This is a genomic window from Chromatiales bacterium 21-64-14 (genome assembly GCA_002255365.1).
Classification (GTDB): domain Bacteria; phylum Pseudomonadota; class Gammaproteobacteria; order 21-64-14; family 21-64-14; genus 21-64-14.
On sequence record NCBI01000013.1, the window covers coordinates 24318 to 41866 of the forward strand.

Annotated in this window: 11 protein-coding genes; 2 read left to right on the forward strand and 9 right to left on the reverse strand. The window is 64.8% G+C overall.

Annotated elements, in window-relative coordinates; translation table 11 throughout:
• Window positions 1–576 precede the first annotated feature (576 nt).
• Entirely contained in the window at window positions 577–1470 is an 894-nt protein-coding gene (locus B7Z66_08000) for a hypothetical protein (GenBank protein OYV76602.1), read from the forward strand.
• A 347-nt stretch (window positions 1471–1817) separates the two neighbouring features.
• On the opposite strand, the gene B7Z66_08005 is transcribed toward B7Z66_08000, so the two are convergent.
• Window positions 1818–4634 carry a hypothetical protein gene (locus tag B7Z66_08005; protein OYV76603.1) on the reverse strand — a complete coding sequence of 939 codons (2817 nt, stop codon included), beginning with the start codon at window positions 4632–4634 and terminating at the stop codon, window positions 1818–1820.
• 665 nt (window positions 4635–5299) lie between these two features.
• On the opposite strand from B7Z66_08005, the gene B7Z66_08010 reads away from it, so the two are divergent.
• Complete coding sequence (locus B7Z66_08010; protein OYV76604.1) at window positions 5300–7015, forward strand: hypothetical protein; 1716 nt, start codon at window positions 5300–5302, stop codon at window positions 7013–7015.
• A gap of 128 nt (window positions 7016–7143) precedes the next feature.
• Here B7Z66_08010 and B7Z66_08015 read toward each other — a convergent pair whose 3' ends face one another.
• The 8 genes from B7Z66_08015 to B7Z66_08050 all read right to left on the reverse strand — a co-directional run bounded on the left by B7Z66_08015 (window position 7144) and on the right by B7Z66_08050 (window position 17445).
• A complete protein-coding gene (locus B7Z66_08015) occupies window positions 7144–8358 on the reverse strand; it encodes a glycosyltransferase, exosortase A system-associated (protein OYV76605.1) in 1215 nt (404 codons plus the stop codon).
• Between the two features lie 12 nt (window positions 8359–8370).
• Complete coding sequence (locus B7Z66_08020; protein ID OYV76606.1) at window positions 8371–10290, reverse strand: asparagine synthetase B; 1920 nt, start codon at window positions 10288–10290, stop codon at window positions 8371–8373.
• A gap of 77 nt (window positions 10291–10367) precedes the next feature.
• On the reverse strand, window positions 10368–11603 hold the full coding sequence (locus B7Z66_08025) for a sugar transferase (GenBank protein ID OYV76607.1): 1236 nt from the start codon (window positions 11601–11603) through the stop codon (window positions 10368–10370).
• On the reverse strand, window positions 11600–12835 hold the full coding sequence (locus B7Z66_08030; protein ID OYV76608.1) for a sugar transferase: 1236 nt from the start codon (window positions 12833–12835) through the stop codon (window positions 11600–11602). Before B7Z66_08030 ends, B7Z66_08025 begins: the two co-directional genes overlap by 4 nt.
• A gap of 1 nt (window position 12836) precedes the next feature.
• On the reverse strand, window positions 12837–13880 hold the full coding sequence (locus tag B7Z66_08035; protein ID OYV76609.1) for a peptidoglycan bridge formation protein FemAB: 1044 nt from the start codon (window positions 13878–13880) through the stop codon (window positions 12837–12839).
• A 76-nt stretch (window positions 13881–13956) separates the two neighbouring features.
• Window positions 13957–15150 carry a UDP-N-acetylglucosamine 2-epimerase (non-hydrolyzing) gene (locus B7Z66_08040; protein OYV76610.1) on the reverse strand — a complete coding sequence of 398 codons (1194 nt, stop codon included), beginning with the start codon at window positions 15148–15150 and terminating at the stop codon, window positions 13957–13959.
• Between the two features lie 478 nt (window positions 15151–15628).
• The gene (locus tag B7Z66_08045; protein OYV76631.1) at window positions 15629–17164 is read right to left on the reverse strand and encodes a sodium:solute symporter; all 1536 of its coding nucleotides are present in this window, start codon (window positions 17162–17164) and stop codon (window positions 15629–15631) included.
• A gap of 80 nt (window positions 17165–17244) precedes the next feature.
• Window positions 17245–17445, reverse strand: coding sequence for a hypothetical protein (locus B7Z66_08050; protein OYV76611.1), 201 nt, complete (start codon window positions 17443–17445; stop codon window positions 17245–17247).
• Window positions 17446–17549 lie beyond the last annotated feature (104 nt).

The window sequence follows — 17549 nt, forward strand, 5'->3', positions numbered from 1 at the left end:
AACCACCCATGGCTGGGGTAATTTCGTGGCATCTGGCGCGCGCCGCCACCCGCTCCGGACCGCGATTTTACATTCCATGTTGACTGTAGCACCTACGTATGACAAGACATTTTTCGCCGCACCCCGAAATGCCGTATCAATACCTGGAATCCATCCGGGCGAAAACCAACCCGGGTCCTGAGCCCCCGACAAAGTCCACAAGGGAGGATCGCCACCCCCATCAGGGCTGTCCAATTTTTTTACGGCTACATCTACAAGGGCGTGGCCATACCTGGCGCATAACTTATTGTTGAATGGTAAATTAACCGCCAAAACGGTGGGATTCCACCGGCAAACCACTGTCAGAATTATTTACAATTGGCCACGCTTGGCCAAACCGCCACCCCCACTCCGTGCTCCTAATATACTGTATTAACTGATTATATATATGTTGGCACGCTCCTTGCCATTAATTTGACAGCGACGTTCCCCAAGGTAGCCAGAGTAGGGAATGATACGAACGTTCAGGGCCCGCAGTCAGCAAAAAAGCGGCCGACGTCATCATCAATCGGCATAGATAGACGGGAGTACACCGCCATGAAGCAACGTCAGGTCAGTTCCGGGTCCTCCGCCAGCGCATGGCGGCGCGGGATCCTGCAAGTGGTATCGGGAGCGGTACTGGCGGCGATGATGCCGTTGGCCCACGCCACCTTATACAATCTTGCCGACAGCAACAGCACCCTCTCAGTGGATCCCACTAGCGATATGGGCATCAACTCCTGGACCGTAGACGGGGTCAATCAGCTCTATCAGCAGGGGTACTGGTACCGGATCGGCGCCACCGGCGGGGAGCAGAATTTAAGCGTGCTTACCCTGCTCGGCGCGAAGGCCACCGACACTAACTTCAATCCGGGTAATAACCACTTGTCGTTGCTGTATGGCGATGGCACCACCCAGGGCAACTCCACCTTCACGGTCGCGCTGGGCCTCAGCCTTGCGGGCGGGGCGCCGGGCAGCAAGACCTCGGATCTTGCCACCCAGCTGACATTCACCAACCTGACCAATACGGGGAAGGACGTTCATCTCTTCCAATACAGCGACTTCGATCTGTCGGGCAACGGGACCCAGGATCAAGCCGTCACCACCAACGCCAACACCATCGTGCAGAGCGACGGTGGCATGATCGAGACGGACGGCGTCGTACCTGCCCCCTCCCATTGGCAGATTGGACCCTATTCGGGCATTCTCGATAGCCTGTCCGACGGCAACCCCACCACCCTTAGCGACAGCGGCGGCGGTACCGTCGGGGACACAACCTATGCCCGGCAATGGGACTTCACGCTCCAACCCGCAGGCGGTGCGAACTCCAGTTTCGTCCTCAGCGGAGATCAGCGCATCACGGTGCCGGATCCGGGCACCCTGGTACTGCTGGCCGCGGGGGTGCTGGGCTTGGCGGGGGCAACCCGCGGCAAGCGGTCCCGGAGCGAGTGAGGAAAAGGCCAGAGGCTTCAGGGAGTGTGTTAATCGTTCGCTGAAAGAAAAACAACCAAGATCGCCGGCAGACCGAGTCCGATGCAACCGACTCGGGCGGTACAATAAGGTCGACGCACGGCATCACTGACAGAGGCCTCCCTTGCGGAGGCCTTTTTTTTCGGGAACCCAGCAGGGTCACAACGCGCCCGGGGACGGGATCGCGCCCTGCGCTGGACCGTCCTTCGACGCAACGCCCGCGGACGCGGCTTAGGATTTCCGGTTGGGCCAACGGGAAATTTCGGACACACCGCGGCGATGACGCGTAGCCCACCCGCCCTTCGTTACGCAACGCGACAGCACTGCGATCAGGAGCCGGCCGCCGTAAGCTTTTTCAGCAGGGCTACCGCATCCGAACGGGAGGGAAACGCCGCCTTGGACCGGATGATCGTCTCCAGGTCCGCCCGCGCCGCCGCCGCATTACCGGTCTTGTCCAAGGCCACCGCGCGATGGTAGCGGATCTCCTGGTTGCCGGGGTCCTGTAGCACGGCCTTCTGGAGCAGGGTCAAACCGCTTTTCGCCTGTCCCTGCCGGACCAGGATCCACCCCAGGGTGTCTATGGTTTCCACTTGGTCCGGCGCCAAACGATAGGCCTCGCGACCATAGTGGAGCGCCTTCGGGTCCCCCTGCTCGCCGTACAGCCACGCGAGATTGTTGAGCGCCACCACGTTGTCGGGGTCTTCCCCGATGATTTTCTGGTACTGCCCGACGGCGGACCCGGTCTTGCCGTCATCCATCAGGGCATTCGCCAGCACCATCCGGGTCGCCACGTCCTTCGGACTCGCCTTCACCCAACCCTGGATCGTTTCCAGAATCGTCGCGCCGCGCACGCGTCCCATGCGGGCCGCCGCATACCACTTGGCGGCGATCTCCCCGTTGGGAGCCTTCCCGTACGCCGTCCGGTAGGCACGCAATGCCGCCGGGTAGTCGTGCGCATTCACATGCAGATCCCCCTCCACCTCGAATCCCAACGGGGACTTTGGTTGCTGGGTCTCGGCCTGCTTCGCGAGGGCCATCGCCTGATCGGCATGCCCCGCTTGCACCTTCAGTGTCGCAAGGGCGCCAAGCGCGGGACCGAAGTCCGGACGCAACTTCAAGGCCGTGGCCAGTGATGCCATGGCCTCATTGGGGCTGCCGACCGCAGACTGGAGTTGGCCCAGCCGATACCAGACAGCCGCCGCCTTGGGAGCGATCTCGACCAGATGGGTCAAGGCCCGCACCGCCGAGTCCTTGTCACCCCCCGCCACATAGGCGTCTGCCGCCAAGCTGAGGGCCAGAGGGTTGTTGGGAAACGCCGCCACCATTTCCCGCGCCCCATCCATCGCCGCCGGATAGGCCTTGTCCGCCAAGCGCATCTGCACCAGGAGGAGCCGCGGGAACAGGGCGTTGGGATGCGCCGCCCGGGCCTTGTCCAACCACTCCTTGGCCCCCTTCTGATCCTTCGCCGCGTAACGCAGCCGCGACAGGGAAACCATGGCGTCCAGGTTCGTCGGGTCGATGGTCAGGACCTTTTTGAACTCCGTCTGCGCCTGCTGTGCCTCGCCGGCCCGGGCCGCCAGCCTGGCCAAGTTGAGCTGGCCGAGGAGATAGCGGGGATCCAGAGTCACCGCGCGTGCGAACTGCTCCTTGGCCTTGGCCGGATCTCCCCGGATAAAATACACCGAACCGAGCAGATTCAATGCGGCCGGATTCTTGGGGTCCTTCTCCACGACCCGCTGCGCCGCCTTCAATGCCTCATCCAGTTTGTGTTCCCGGATATAGGCCTGGACCAGCAAGGTCGCCGGCTGCGTCGGATCGGCGCCCACATCGACCGTGGTTTCGAGTTCCTTGATCGCCTGCGCCGTATCGCCGGACGCCAGATACCCGAGCGCGAGTTGGGTACGCAGACGGCTGTCGGCCGGCACCTCCTTCACCGCCCGCTGAAAATACTGGGTCGCCTGTGCGTACAGGCCGGAGTCGTAGGCAGCCTCGCCAAGCAAGGCGAGTAGTTGCGGGTCTTTGGGAGCCGCCGCGACCATGGGCTGAAGCAGCTCATATGCAGCCTTGGGCTGCTTGCTCTTGAGGCGTGTCGCGGCCAGCAGTTTCCGCGCCGTGGCGCTATTCGGGTAGGTTACCAAGTAGCGATTGAGATACATGGTCGCCTGCTCGTAGTTCCCCAGGGCGAAGTTGGTCGCGCCCAGCAACAGTACGGTCGGCATGTTACTGGGTACACTGCCCAGGATATCCAGCAATCGATCATTGGCCTTTCCGAACTCGTGCTTGTTGTAATATGCCAGGGCGGTCAGGTAGTTGCCGAGCAGATTCCCAGGCTCCACCTTGAGGACGCGGCCGGTATAACTCAACACGTCGTCGGGCTTGCCGTCCACAGTAGCCACCTGCGCCATCCCCAGGATCGCGGGCACGTAGCGAGGATCCGCCTTCAGTACCTGCTCGAAGGCACTGCGCGACGCGGTGGGGTCCTTGACGTTCAGGTAGTACTCCCCCTCCAGGACCCGGGCGGGCTTATTTCCGGGAGCCACCTCCAGCGCCTTTTGAATGTACCGGTTCGCCTGCGGGTAGTCCGGCCGGGCGAGCGCCACCCGCCCCCGACCGGCCCAGGCATCGACACGCTTGGGATCCAGGGCCAGCGCCGCGCGGTATTCCTGATCCGCCGCGTCAAGATCCCCCAAGCCCAGGTCGGCCTCGGCACGCAGCTGGTGCGCGAGTGCCCGTTGATCAGGGGGAAGATCCGCCGGCTTATCAAGCAGCAGGAGGGTCTTCTTGAATTCGTGCTGCTGTAACAAGGCCCGGGCCATACGCACCGATACCCGGCCCTGAGGTTCCCCAAGCTTGACGAGTCGGGCTAACTCCTTCTCTGCAAGGGGCCCGGCGCCGTCCTTGAGATAGACATCCGCCAGGAGCGAACGAGCCAGCTTGTTGTCCGGTTCAATCTGGAGCGCGTTCTTGAGCTCGATCACTACCGCGCGGTCGTTTCCCTTCGCCATGTACTGCTGCGCGCGTGCGATGTGCTCCTTGGCATCCAGCTTCGGATTCCCGGTGCAAGCGCCAAGCACCGCGAACACCACGGCCATCGCCACCACGCGCGCGCGCATCAGTACCGGTCCTCTACCCTGAAAGATTCTCATCGTTCGCCCTACCCCCCGGGATTGTTCGTGGCCGATATGTCGGCACCTAGCGTCTACTCCGCACCCAAAGTGCCCGCATGCCCCCGCCACACGGCCACTGGGCCCTACATCACGGCGTCTGCCGGGCCGGAATGCAACGGCGCTGCCCGCGCCCGGATGAACCGGTGCCGGGACTGACCTGGAGGCGACGCGTAGATCGGGGCCATTACCAGCGGGTACACCCACCACATCGACGCCACACCGCCCCAGTATGCAGTGATTCCCGCTGCGCAGGCAGTAGCGGTGCGCCCGCTACCCGTACATTACCGATGTCCCCGCGTAACGCCCGATTCTAGCAGATCACGAACAACCCACCTACGCGGCACCATAGCGCCACATCGCCGCGTGCGCCATGCGGGCGCCTGGGTGTCGTGGACGCCGTGCCACGGTCGCCCTGCGCCACCACTCAAGCGTCAGCCGACGCCCTACCGACTCGGGCACACCGCCCGCGGTAACCAAGCGGCGCGATTCAATTGCCGGGCCGGCTGGCCGCTAGCAAAACCGGTAATGCCATCTCCGGAACGCCGGGCTCTACGGATCACCGTCCTGGACCCCTTGGGCGATTTTCCGCAGAATGAGGACCCAGGGGCCAGACACCCCGACCTTCACACCACCGGGACGACCCAATGTATGAATCCTATTACGGCCTGACCGCAGCTCCGTTCCGGCTCAGCCCGGACCCGCACTTCTTCTTCCCCAGCGGGATCCACAAGAAGGCACTGGCCTATCTCCAATATGGACTGAATCAAGGAGAAGGCTTCGTTGTCATCTCTGGGGAAGCGGGCACTGGGAAGAGTATGTTGGCCCAAACCCTGATCTCCCAGTTGGACACACGGCGTCTGGTTGTCGGCCAATTGGTCACCACGCAGCTGGAGGCCTCGGACCTCCTGCGTATGGTCGCCGCTACCTTCAAGCTGCCCTCCGAAGGGCTCGCGAAGGCCACCCTGCTCAATGACCTGGGCGGCTTCCTGGTGGCGCGGGCCCATGAGGGTCGGCGGGTCCTGCTGGTGGTGGACGAGGCCCAGAACCTGCCTGCCGTTACCTTGGAAGAGCTTCGCATGCTCTCCAACTTCCAGGTGCGGAACAAGGCGCTGCTCCAGACCTTCCTGCTGGGCCAGGAACGGTTTCTCGAGATCCTCGCATCCCCCGGGATGGAACAGTTCTCTCAACGGGTGATCGCCACCTGCAAACTGCGCCCACTGGCGGCGGACGAGATCCGCAACTATATCGAACACCGCCTGGCGCAAGTCGGCTGGAAGGGCGATCCGCAGTTCACGGACACCGCGTGCCGGTTGATTCATCACGCCGCAGGGGGCCTTCCCCGCAAGATCAACACCCTGTGCGACCGCACCCTGCTGTACGCATCGATCGAGGAACAGCACCTCATCAATCGGGACGTGGTGCAAGCGGTGCTGGACGAACTGCAGGACGAAATGTTTCACATCAAGGGCAATATCGACCTGAGCGATGTACCCCCGGAACCCGATCCGCCCACATCCGGCACGCCGCCAGCCGCGAGCTCGACGGGCACGCCCGACGCCGCCCCCGGTGGCGATTCCGGCGGGCCTCCGCCGGACCCTGGTAAACAGGCATCCGCCGCGGGGCCTGAATCCGAAGTGGCAGCGCGGACAGCGCCAGCAACACCCGCGGACAACCCGGCGGCGGCGCACTTCACGCCCGCGCCGGTTGTGGCTCCCGATCCCGTTCCCACGGCGCCGGAACCCGTGCCAGCGTCCCCCGAGATACGCCACGTGACGACGCCCGCTAACGTTGCGGCCAAGAGAGACGGTGCAGGCACAGCGGGCGTTGTATCCCCGCCATCCCCGCCCCGGCGCACGCGCAAGCACCCGGTAGCGGGACCGCCGGGAGGAACCAAGGACGGGCGCGCCAACGGACCCGTCACCATGCCCCTGGACCGGGAAGAGATCGAGGTTCATCTCCGGCTCACGAAACACGCGCCCAAGGGGAAAGAATCCACTGCGGCACCGGCGGTCCGGCGGGCCACGGCGACGCGTGGGCCCCGCCACCGCCGGATCAGCGGTCTCCTGGTCACCATGATGGCCCTCGGCGCCAGCCTGATCACCGCGGACCATTACGTCTCCCGAACCCAGCCAACCAGCGACCCGGGGCACACCGACCGACACGCCCCACCACCCCGGGAACATCCAGCCGCGGCGCCCGTACCCCGGGCTGGGCGCTCCAAAAGCACTGGTAATTCCTGGGCCGGCGCCGCGGCGGCTTCCCACCATCGGCTCAACACCACGCCGAGCCGGGTGCCGGACGCGGCCCTCGCCGTCGGCAGCCCGCCAGCCAGCCACAGCACCACTCGACCCCTCCAGTAGCGCGCGGACCCACGCGGCAACGGAAACACCGGCGCGATACACGAGCTAGGGCGGATGGCGCTTACTTGAGCGCCGGGCGTTGCAGCCGGGCCACGCCGTCGCGTTGCGCCACGAAACCGACGGAAACCTCAGCGGGAACGCCTCGCCATCGCCGCCGCGTAGACCGCTTCGTAACGGCCCACCACACGGCTCCAGGTCCGCTCCGACTCGATGAATGCCCGCGCCACTCGGCGCTGCTCCGGCCAGCGGTTCCGATCCTGCAGCAAGCCGACGACGGCACCAGCCAACGCCGCGGGATCCCCGGCGCGGAACAACCTTCCGGTTTCTCCGTCGCGGATCAGCTCCCGGTGTCCCCCGACGTCCGACGCCACTACCAATCCGCCGTGGGCCATGGCCTCCAGCGGCTTGAGGGGTGTAACCAGTTCCGTAAGGCGCATGGAGTGACGGGGATAGACGAACACGTCCACTAGCTGATAGTAGCGCTCCACTTCGCTGTGGTGCACCCGGCCCGTGAAGATCACCCGCTCGGCAATCCCCGCCGCGGCCGCGCGTGTCTTCAGGCGCTCGGCCTCCGGCCCACCCCCGACCAGCAGGAGCCGAGCGTCGGGCACCACCTGCACGATGCGCGGCATGGCCGCAATCAGCAAGTCTAGGCCCTCGTAGGCATAGAACGACCCGATGAACCCGAACACGGTCGCGCCGCCCAGTCCCAGACGCGCGCGCAGCGCGCCGTCGTCTGCGACGGCGCCATCGAAGCGGTCCGTATCCACGGCGTTGGGCACCACCGTGACCCGCTCCGCATCCACACCGCGCGCGAGGATATCACCGCGTAGGCCTTCGCAGATCGTCGTCACCGCATCGGCGCGCCGTAAGACGTAGGTCTCCAGCGCCCGCGTCAACCGGTACCGCAGGCCTCCCTCCCGGCTGGTACCGTGATCCACTGCGGCGTCTTCCCAGAAAGCGCGGACCTCATAGACCAGCGGGATACCGAGACTCCGCGCCACCCGCAACGCGGCCATGCCGTTCAAGGCGGGGGAATGGGCATGGAGGACATCAGGCCGCACCTCCCCAACCACCTGCAACAAGCGCCGTGTAAGCGCACCGATCACCGCCCATTGACCTATCACCGGCAACCGTCGGGAAATCCCCGCCACTGCCGGCGTGCGGTAGAAACGCCAGCCATCCACCTCTTCCTCCAGCGCCGTCGCGCCGTAGTGCTTCGGACCGGTGAGGTGCAAGGTCTCCCAACCGCGCGCGCGTTGCTGGTTCAGGATCGCGCAGGTGCGAAACGTATATCCGCTTTGCAACGGCAACGAATGGTCCAGAATGTGCAGGATGCGCATCGCGCCAACCCCTCAGCCGGCTCGCGCCGCAGGGAACCCGCCGGGACGATCCAGCGTCCGCAGAAACCCCTCAAACATCAGCAGCGACCAGAGCGCCGCACTGTGATCCCGGCGCCCGCTCTGGTGCTGTTCCACCAACGCGCGTAGATACTGGGTATCGAACAACCCCGAATCCGCCAGAGCCGGCCCCAGCACCGCATGTTCCACGCGCTCACGCAGCGGCCCGCGGAACCAGCTGTCGAGGGGCACCGCAAAGCCCATCTTGCGCCGGTAGAGGATATCCGGGTCTAGATAGGGTTCCAGGGCGGTCTTAAACAGATGCTTGCCCGCCCCTCCCTGCACCATCCACTCCGGTGGCAACCCGGACGCCCACTCCACCAGCAGGTGGTCGAGGATCGGCACCCGCACTTCCAGGGAATGGGCCATGCTCGCGCGGTCCACCTTGGTCAGGATGTCCCCCGGCAGATAGGTCTTGAAATCCAGGTACTGGATACGCGACAACGGATGGTCAGGGGCGTTGCGGTCGTGCGCACGCATCACCTCAATGGCACCGTAGCCCTGCAGCTCGCGCCGGAATTCGGGGCTGAACAGGCGCTGGCGCATACCGTCCTTCAGGATCGAGACGCCGTGGAAATAGCCCTCTACAGAATCCCGGGCCAGCGCCTGAAAGGTCGCCTTGGCGCGGAACATGCGTGGCGCCCAATCGGCCTTGGGGTAGAGCGCGGCCAGCAGGCCGAACACGGGACGGCGCACACCCAGCGGCACCGCCGAGCGCATCCGCTCCTCCAGCAGATGTCCGCGATAGCGCCGGTATCCCGCGAACAATTCGTCGCCCCCATCCCCGGAAAGCGCAACGGTCACCTGACGGCGCGCCAGTTCGCAGACCCGGTAGGTAGGCATCGCCGAACTGTCTGCGTAGGGCTCGTCATAGAGCGCGACCAGTTGATCCACCAGGCCGAAGTCGTCAGGGTTCACGACCTCCAGGCGGTGCCGGGTCTGGTAACGTTCAGCGACCCGGGCCGCGTGTTCCGATTCGTCGAAGCGCGGATCGGGAAACCCGATGGAACAGGTGTTCACCGGGTCCGCCGACAGGCCCGCCATCATGGCGACCACCGCACTGGAGTCCACGCCACCGGAGAGGAACGCGCCCAGCGGGACCTCCGCGATCAACCGCACGCGCACCGCATCGCGGAATCGCTCGATCAGCTCCGCGGCCGCCGCCTGCGGATCGCGCGCGCCCACGGACCGGAACGGCACGTCCCAGTACCCTACCGGCGCCGGAAGCTTCCCGCCCCGGGCCACCGTCAGGGTGTGGCCCGGCGGCAGTTTCCAGACGTTGCGCAGGATCGTGCGCGGCTCTGGAACATACCCGTAGGCGAAGTAGTCCTCGATCGCGTGGGGGTCCATCGCGCCCGGCAGCTTCGGATGCTGCATCAGCGCCTTCAGTTCCGAGCCGAACAGCAGCGTGCCGTCGTCCAGCAACCCGTAGTAGAGCGGCTTGATCCCGAGCCGATCCCGGGCCAGGAACAGTGTGCGGCGATTACGATCCCAAAGCGCGAAGGCAAACATGCCCCGGAAGCGACGCACGCACGCATCCCCCCACTCCTCCCAGGCGTGAACGATAACCTCCGTGTCGCAGTGGGTCCGGAAGCGATGACCGGCTGCCGCCAGTTCACGGGCCAGTTCCTGGAAGTTGTAGATCTCCCCGTTGAAGACCACCACCACCGAACCGTCTTCGTTGAACAGCGGCTGTTGGCCGCTCGCCAGATCAATGATCGACAGGCGGCGGTGCGCCAGCCCCAATCCGGGTTCCCGATGCAATCCCCCCTCGTCCGGCCCGCGCCGTATCAACACGTCGCGCATCCGGATCAGCAGCGCCTCGTCTACCGGCGCTTCCGAGCGCAGGGAAAACATCCCGGCGATTCCACACATGGTCTGCCCCTACTTCGTCCGTTCTGGTATCCCGCGCACCGGTCGCGCGGGGCGCCTATTACGTCGTTTCACGCCCATTACGTGCCGGAGGCATTCTGCTGGTTCCACAACTGGTCATAGACCGCCAAGTAGCAAGCCACCATGGTCTCCAGGCTGAACGCCGCCTCCACCCGGGCGCGGCCCGCCGCCCCGTGGCGAAGCATCAGAGCCGGTTCGTCCAGGTAGCGTTCGATGGCGCCCGCCAATGCATGCGGATCCGACCGTGGCACCAGGTATCCGGTCTCACCCTCGCCCACCAGCTCGGGATTTCCCCCAACCCGGGTCGCCACCACCGGACGACCACAGGCCATGGCCTCGAGGATCGTGTTTGAGATGCCCTCCACCAGGGACGGCAGCACGAAGACATCCATGGCCCTAAGCAGTTCGGGCACGTTGTCACACGCCCCCGGAACCCACGCCAGCCCGTGGGCATCGGCCGCACGCAACAGTGCTACGGCTGGTTCGCGCAACGGGCCGTCCCCCACCAGGACCAGCCGCAACCGCTCCCGGGCGTCCGCGCGGCGTTCCAGCAGCAGCAGGAACGCGCGCACCAGATTGAGTGGATCCTTCACCGCCCGCATGCGCCCGACGCTTCCGATCACCATGGTGCCGGGGGGCGCGAAACCGTCCGGTGGCAGCGGGTCCCGGGTTCCCGCGGGCGGATGGAATCGCACGGTGTCCACACCGTTATAGATGCGCGTGATCTTGCGCGCCGGGACCCCCACCCGCGCGCGCAAGTACGCCTCCAGGTCCGCCGAGAGTGCGATGTAATGCTGGATCAGCGGCCGGTAGGCGCGCCGCAACCACTGGTAGCGGCGTCGGGTTCCGTCCAGATCGTGGACATCGCGCCCATGCTCCCCGTGCACGCGCCCCGGGACGCCGGCCAGGGCCGCGGGTAGCATCCCCTCAACGGTGGCGAGATTCCGGGTATGGACGATGTCCGGCCGCAGCGCCTTCAGCAATCGCCACAGGCGCAGGTAGACCGAAAAATCCTTGCCCTCCCGTTTATGCAGGGCATGCACATCGATGTCCGCGTGGCGGATGCGTGCGGCGAAATCCGTGTACTCGGTCATGCAGATGATCACGTGGCGGTAGCGCTCCCGCGGCAGGGTGTTGACCAGATTCACCAAGCCATTCTCCATGCCCCCCACGTCCAAGTGATGGATGACATGGGCGATCAACGGCGTTGCGCCTCCGTCCCGTGTGCGGCGTACCGCAGAAGCCGAAGACCCACCCGGCCGGCCTTCGCCCGGTCGCGCAGCGCCTCCGGTCATGGTGTAGCCTTCCCACCATCACCCGCTGGCGCCACACCCTCCAGGAGATCCTGGAATCGCCGCACATTGGCGTCCCAGTCATATCGCGCGCGCACCCATGCGCGCAGGCCCGCGCCGAGACCGGCGTTCGCACACCCGAGCAGGAACGGCTCCACCTGCGTCACCCAGGTGCCGGGATCCGTCGCCACCAGGGGCGCCGGATCGCCCAGCTCCAGTCCGTCCAGCGCCTGGGGTGAGGCCACCACCGGCTTCGCCATGGCCATCGCCTCCAGCACCTTGTTTTGCACGCCCCGCGCGATGCGCAGCGGCGCGACCGCGACCGCGGCGTGGGCCAAGTAGGGCCGTATGTCCTCGACGCTCCCCGTCACAAAGACCCCCGCCCGGTCCACCAGGCGCCGCACCGCGTCATCAGGCCGAGCCCCGACTATATAGAAGCGGGCATCGGGGACCCTGACACGGATCCGCGGGAATACCTCTGCAACAAACCAGCACACCGCGTCCACGTTTGCCCAGTAATCCATCGCCCCGGTGAACACCACCACCCGCCCACCCGCGCCATAGGGGTCGGAGTATCCCCCATCAGGGGAGAAGAACCGGGTATCCACCCCGTTGTTGATGTGAACTACCCGTGCCGCCGCCCGCGGCGCGAGCTTGCGAAACAGCGCCGCCTCCGCCGCGCTCACCAGCACGCTGGCATCGAACACACCCGCGATGGTTTGCTCATAGATCAGCAGACGGCGTGCCTCTCGGCGGTACACCAGACGCATAGGCCCGGTCAGCCGGGCACTGTATTGACGCCATTTATCCGAATCCACGTCCACGAAATCCAGCACCCGTCGCGCTGCGGCGCAAACCGGCGTGGACAGAACGTATTGCGCCATCGCCGAGGAATATACCAGGATCCGCCGAATATCGTGCTCGCGCAGCACCTGATCCACCCACGACCGCATCCTGCGATCGAAGAAATACGGCAGTGTCAGCGGCCGGCCGGTAAGAAATCCGCGCACGCTGCGCAGGCGCGCGCGCTTCGGATGCAGGCCGATCAGCCGGACCTCGGCGCAGTATTCCCGAACCTTCTCGGCGTGACGCCAGTCGTCCGGATCGTCGACGAAGGCACCAAGGCGCACCCGGTAGCGGTCCGCCAGGGCCTTCAAAATGTGAAAGGATCGGACCTTGTCTCCCTTGTTCGGCGGATACGGGATCCGGTGCACCAGAAAGAGGAGTTCGTCCATGTCATCCGAGACTGCGTGCGAGCAGCGGTCCGAGGAGACGGCTTACGCCCAGAGGCAGCCGCTTCCAGCCCTCGATAAAAAGGCGATAACGGGGATTGAGCGGATTGACGTCAGGCACCCGATCGGCCTTGACCAGGTGGTATTCATAATACAGGGGTTGGGGCTCGAAGCCCCAGTGTTTTTTAAACCGGAAGGAGCCGACGTCGAGTTTACTGCGGCCGAAATCAAACATCCGCACGCCGCGCTCAGTGGCGCGGCACATCAGATCCCAGTACATGAAATCGTTTCCGGCCACGTCGCGCGCACCGCTGGATCCGCCGCCGTAGTATGGAATCACCTCATCGCGGAAATAAAAACTCATCACGCTGCCCACTGCTTGCTCACCACGCACGACGGTGAGCACTTCGCAGGCCGCACCGAAGACCTCGCGCAGCACCTGGAAGTAGCGCTTGGGAAACACCGGGGTCCCCAGATTGCGCACACTCTCGGAGTAGACCGAGAAGAAGGTGCCGATACCCGGATCGATGCGGCCTTCCACGCCGGCCTTGATCCCCTTGCGGATCATGGCGCGCTGCTTCCTGGGTACCGCCGCCATGTTGACTTCCGGGTCCGGATCGATCGCCTTACGGAAGGTCACGTAGAGTTCCTTGCAAGGCCAGTCCGTACGCCGGCGCTGGAGGTTGCGCAGCTCCAGGTAATCCACCCGGAGGCGCTCAGCCAGCGTGCAGGCGGCATCCTCCAACCGGCGCCGCACCGCATCGTCGTCCGCCAGCGGCCCGCCGTACACGCAGAACGGCGTGGAGATCAGCGCGTCACCGAACAGCCAGCTGCGAATCCGCCCCAGGGGTAGTACACCACGTACCGCGCCGTCCTGCTCCGCCAGGAAAAAATGCGTCCCATGGCCAAACGCCCGCTCGAGCACCGTCTTCCAACCGGAAAGATGAAAGAAGGTCCCGTCGGGGTGGGCGCTGACGTACGCGTCCCAGCAGCCCGCATCCGCCGCGGTGAATTCCCGTATCTGCACCCCATTGGAATCCATTACCATGATTCTTATGTCACCGCCGCGCCGCGCCCGGCGGTCCGGGAGTGGTGGCTACGCCGCATCGCGGCCCCGACACCGATTACCGGTGGCGCCTCGACTCCAGCCAGTCGGCCAGGATATGGCGTATCCGGCGTGCCGCGTGTCCGTCCCAGAGTTCCGGCACACGCCCCCCCTTGCCACCCGTATTCAGGATATCGCGGGCCACCGCAAGGATCTTGTGCGGATCCGTGCCCACCACCGTGTTCGTCCCCTGATCCACGGTGATCGGCCGCTCGGTGTTTTCCCGGAGTGTGACGCAGGGCACTCCCAGTGCCGTGGTCTCCTCCTGCATGCCACCGGAATCAGTCAGCACCATCCGCGCACCCGCCATGAGGCCCAACATCTCCAGGTAACCCAGGGGCGGCAGCATCAGCACATTGGCTGCCTGCTCCAGTACCGGGGCCAATCCGTGCTCGCGGATCACCCGCTCGGTACGCGGGTGGACGGGAAAGACCAGAGGGATCGCGCCGCTGAGTTCCGCCAGCGCACGCAACAAGGCCTCCAGCACCCGCGGGTCGTCCACGTTGGACGGACGGTGCAGAGTTACCACCGCAAAGTCCACACGGCCGCCGCGCGGAACCGCGGCCGGCGGCCATCCCTTCAGGGTCTCGGCCGCCGGAACCGCGCGTTCCAGGTGCCGACGCAGGGTGTCGATCATCACATTGCCGACGAAATGCACGCGCTGCGGATCGATACCTTCCCGGATCAAATTCTCCCGGGCGGACGCCTCGGTGATAAACAGCAGATCCGAAATCTGGTCGGTCAACACCCGGTTGACCTCCTCCGGCATCGCGCGGTCGAAGCTGCGCAACCCGGCCTCCACATGCACCACGGGGATCTGCTTCTTGGCCGCCACCAGTCCACACGCGATGGTGGAGTTCACATCGCCCACCACGAGTACCGCCGCCGGCCGTAGTGCGTCCACCACCGGTTCAAAACGGCGCATCACCTCAGCGGTCTGCACCGCGTGACTACCGGAACCGACGCCGAGGTCCACGTCCGGCTCGGGGATGCCGAGCTGAACAAAAAACGCCTCCTTCATGCCAGCGTCGTAATGCTGTCCGGTATGCACTAGGCAGGCGGGTACCGCCGGGAGTTCCTCGGAAAGGGCACTCATGATGGGTGCGATCTTCATGAAATTCGGCCGTGCGCCCACCACGCACAGGACCGTACCCGGGGGAATCCGCGCCAGCAGATCCGGGGCCAGGGAATCAGACAATGGTTGGCGAGTCATGGACGCGTATAGGCTCTGAGTGCAGGGCGGATTCGGGGCGTGACACGTTCACGCGTGCGTCGGCACCCGCCGGGCCGCGGCACGGTCTTCGAAGATTATAGCGTTGCGCCAACCGGGTCCTTGAACGCGCCGTCGGGGCAGGGGTTCAACACAGATCGCCGCAGAACCTTCCTACGCTCATCCCCGGAGAGCGGGATGGTAAAAATCCGAGGGCAATCTGAAAGTACTTTTAATAACATAGGCTTGGATCATACGATAGCATAGCCGCCCAAGTCCGGCAAGGCGCGCGGCAGACACAGCGTCGCGGATGAGCCCGCCCGGCGGATCCGCGCCCAGCATCCGAGCGGATGCGTGCGAGTACTCTACTCGTCATGGCGCGGAACACGTCCTAGCCCACGCCCGCCTGCGGCCCTGAAACTCGGGCACCGGTGGCACCTTGCCCGGGAACCGCACTGCCGACTGGCCGATGTGCAGCGGATCACGCCGCCGCTGGCCTGACAGTCCGGTCCGTGCCGCGGGATATGCCGAGAACGCCCAACAGCGGCGTAGCGAGTACCGCGACCACGAGGTTGACGATCAGCGCATAGACCGCCGCATAACCGGGCGCCGTGATCCCGGCGAAATGCAAAGGATAGACCGTGCCCTTGAAGTGCAGCGCGGCGACCATCAGGGTACCCGACACCATGCCGGCCGCCCAACCCAGCACCAGGGCCCAGCGGTGCAGCCAGCGGGTATAGAGCCCGATCATGATCGCCGGCAAGGTCTGGATGATCCAGATCCCGCCCAGGAGCTGGAGCTGAATGGCGTACTTCAGGGGCAAGAACAACACAAATGCCAATGCCCCGACCTTGACGACCAACGAGACCCGCTTGGCCATCGTGCATTCCTGCAACGCGGTGCAGTTCGGCCGTAGATACGGCCGGTAGACGTTGCGAGTGAAGAGATTGGCGGCGGCGATGGACATGATGGCGGCGGGTACCAGGGCCCCGATGGCGATAGCCGCGAAGGCTAGGCCCACGAACCAAGCCGGGAACGCGTGCAAAAACAGCGCGGGCACCGCGAAGTTAGCGCCGTATTGCTTGAAGTACGGCACAAACTCCGGCATCCGGTCCACCCCCGAGACCACTGCCATGTAACCCAGCAGGGCGATCAACCCCAATAGAACAGTGTACGCGGGCAGCAGTGCCGCGTTGCGCCGGATCGCACGCCGGCTGCTGGCACTCAGCACCCCGGTGACTGAATGTGGATAGAGAAAGAGCGTCAGGGCAGAGCCCAAGGCCAGGCTCGCGTAGGCGCTATAGGATCCCCAGCTACCGTGCGGTGGCACTGGCAGGATCAGCTTCTCAGCGGACACAGACGCGAAGATATGTGCATAACCGCCGAGTTGGCTGGGGATGATGATCACCGCCGCGATCACGGTGATGAAGATCAGCGCATCCTTGACCACGGCAATGATGGCGGGGGCGCGCAGGCCACTGGTATAGGTGTAGGCCGCCAGAATACCAAAGGCGACAATCAGGGGCAGATCCCCGATGAGCCCCTTTCCACCCAGGCCCATGGCGGCAATCACGACCTCGATACCGACGAGCTGCAGTGCGATGTAGGGCATGGTGGCCAATATGCCGGTGATGGCTACCAGGAGCGCCAGCACGTGGCTATCGTAGCGCCCCTGCACGAAGTCCGCGGCCGTCACGTATCCGTGCCGATGAGCCACTGACCAGAGCCGCGGAAACACCACCAGCACCAGCGGGTACACGACAATGGTATAGGGCAACGCGAAGAACCCGATGGCCCCCGCGCCGAACACCAGGGCCGGAACCGCGATGAAGGTATAAGCTGTATAGAGGTCCCCACCCAGCAGGAACCAAGTGACGACGGTACCGAAGCGCCGTCCGGCCAAGCCCCACTCGTCGAGCTGGTCGAGATCGCCGCGCCGCCAGCGGGCGGCCACAAACCCCAGCAGGGTCACGAATATAAACAGGGCGGCGAAGACGCTAAATGCGATCCAATTCACGTGCATCCCCCAGCTGTGTTGTTATTTTTTCTGGACGCCGCAGACCCGCAACCGTCCCGGCGGCGCCGTGGACCAAGCCGCTACTCCGTGCGCCGGTAGACCACCCAGGTCAGCAACGCACTGATCCCGATCCACAGGAATTGGTACCAATAGAAAAACGGAATTCCAGCGAGTTGCGGGTTTATGAAATTGTAAAACGGCACCCAGAGCACACCGACATAAGGCAGGCAAAGCAGCAGGTACCAGAGCCTGCGGCGTCCGCGACGTGGGAATCCGGTCATCGTCTTGTCGCTCCTCGTCTGCGCGGGGATCGGTCTGGGAGCCTGTGGAGTCATTATGACGCTACTGCGGCGGTGTCAAATCGGTCCTCGATTTTCCCCGCGCG

Excerpts from the sequence above, each read along its gene's own strand:
- B7Z66_08000 (OYV76602.1), top strand. The coding sequence starts at position 577 with ATGAAGCAACGTCAGGTCAGTTCCGGGTCCTCCGCCAGCGCATGGCGG.
- B7Z66_08005 (OYV76603.1), bottom strand. The coding sequence starts at position 4,634 with ATGAGAATCTTTCAGGGTAGAGGACCGGTACTGATGCGCGCGCGCGTG.
- B7Z66_08010 (OYV76604.1), top strand. The coding sequence starts at position 5,300 with ATGTATGAATCCTATTACGGCCTGACCGCAGCTCCGTTCCGGCTCAGC.
- B7Z66_08015 (OYV76605.1), bottom strand. The coding sequence starts at position 8,358 with ATGCGCATCCTGCACATTCTGGACCATTCGTTGCCGTTGCAAAGCGGA.
- B7Z66_08020 (OYV76606.1), bottom strand. The coding sequence starts at position 10,290 with ATGTGTGGAATCGCCGGGATGTTTTCCCTGCGCTCGGAAGCGCCGGTA.
- B7Z66_08025 (OYV76607.1), bottom strand. The coding sequence starts at position 11,603 with ATGACCGGAGGCGCTGCGCGACCGGGCGAAGGCCGGCCGGGTGGGTCT.
- B7Z66_08030 (OYV76608.1), bottom strand. The coding sequence starts at position 12,835 with ATGGACGAACTCCTCTTTCTGGTGCACCGGATCCCGTATCCGCCGAAC.
- B7Z66_08035 (OYV76609.1), bottom strand. The coding sequence starts at position 13,880 with ATGGTAATGGATTCCAATGGGGTGCAGATACGGGAATTCACCGCGGCG.
- B7Z66_08040 (OYV76610.1), bottom strand. The coding sequence starts at position 15,150 with ATGACTCGCCAACCATTGTCTGATTCCCTGGCCCCGGATCTGCTGGCG.
- B7Z66_08050 (OYV76611.1), bottom strand. The coding sequence starts at position 17,445 with ATGACCGGATTCCCACGTCGCGGACGCCGCAGGCTCTGGTACCTGCTG.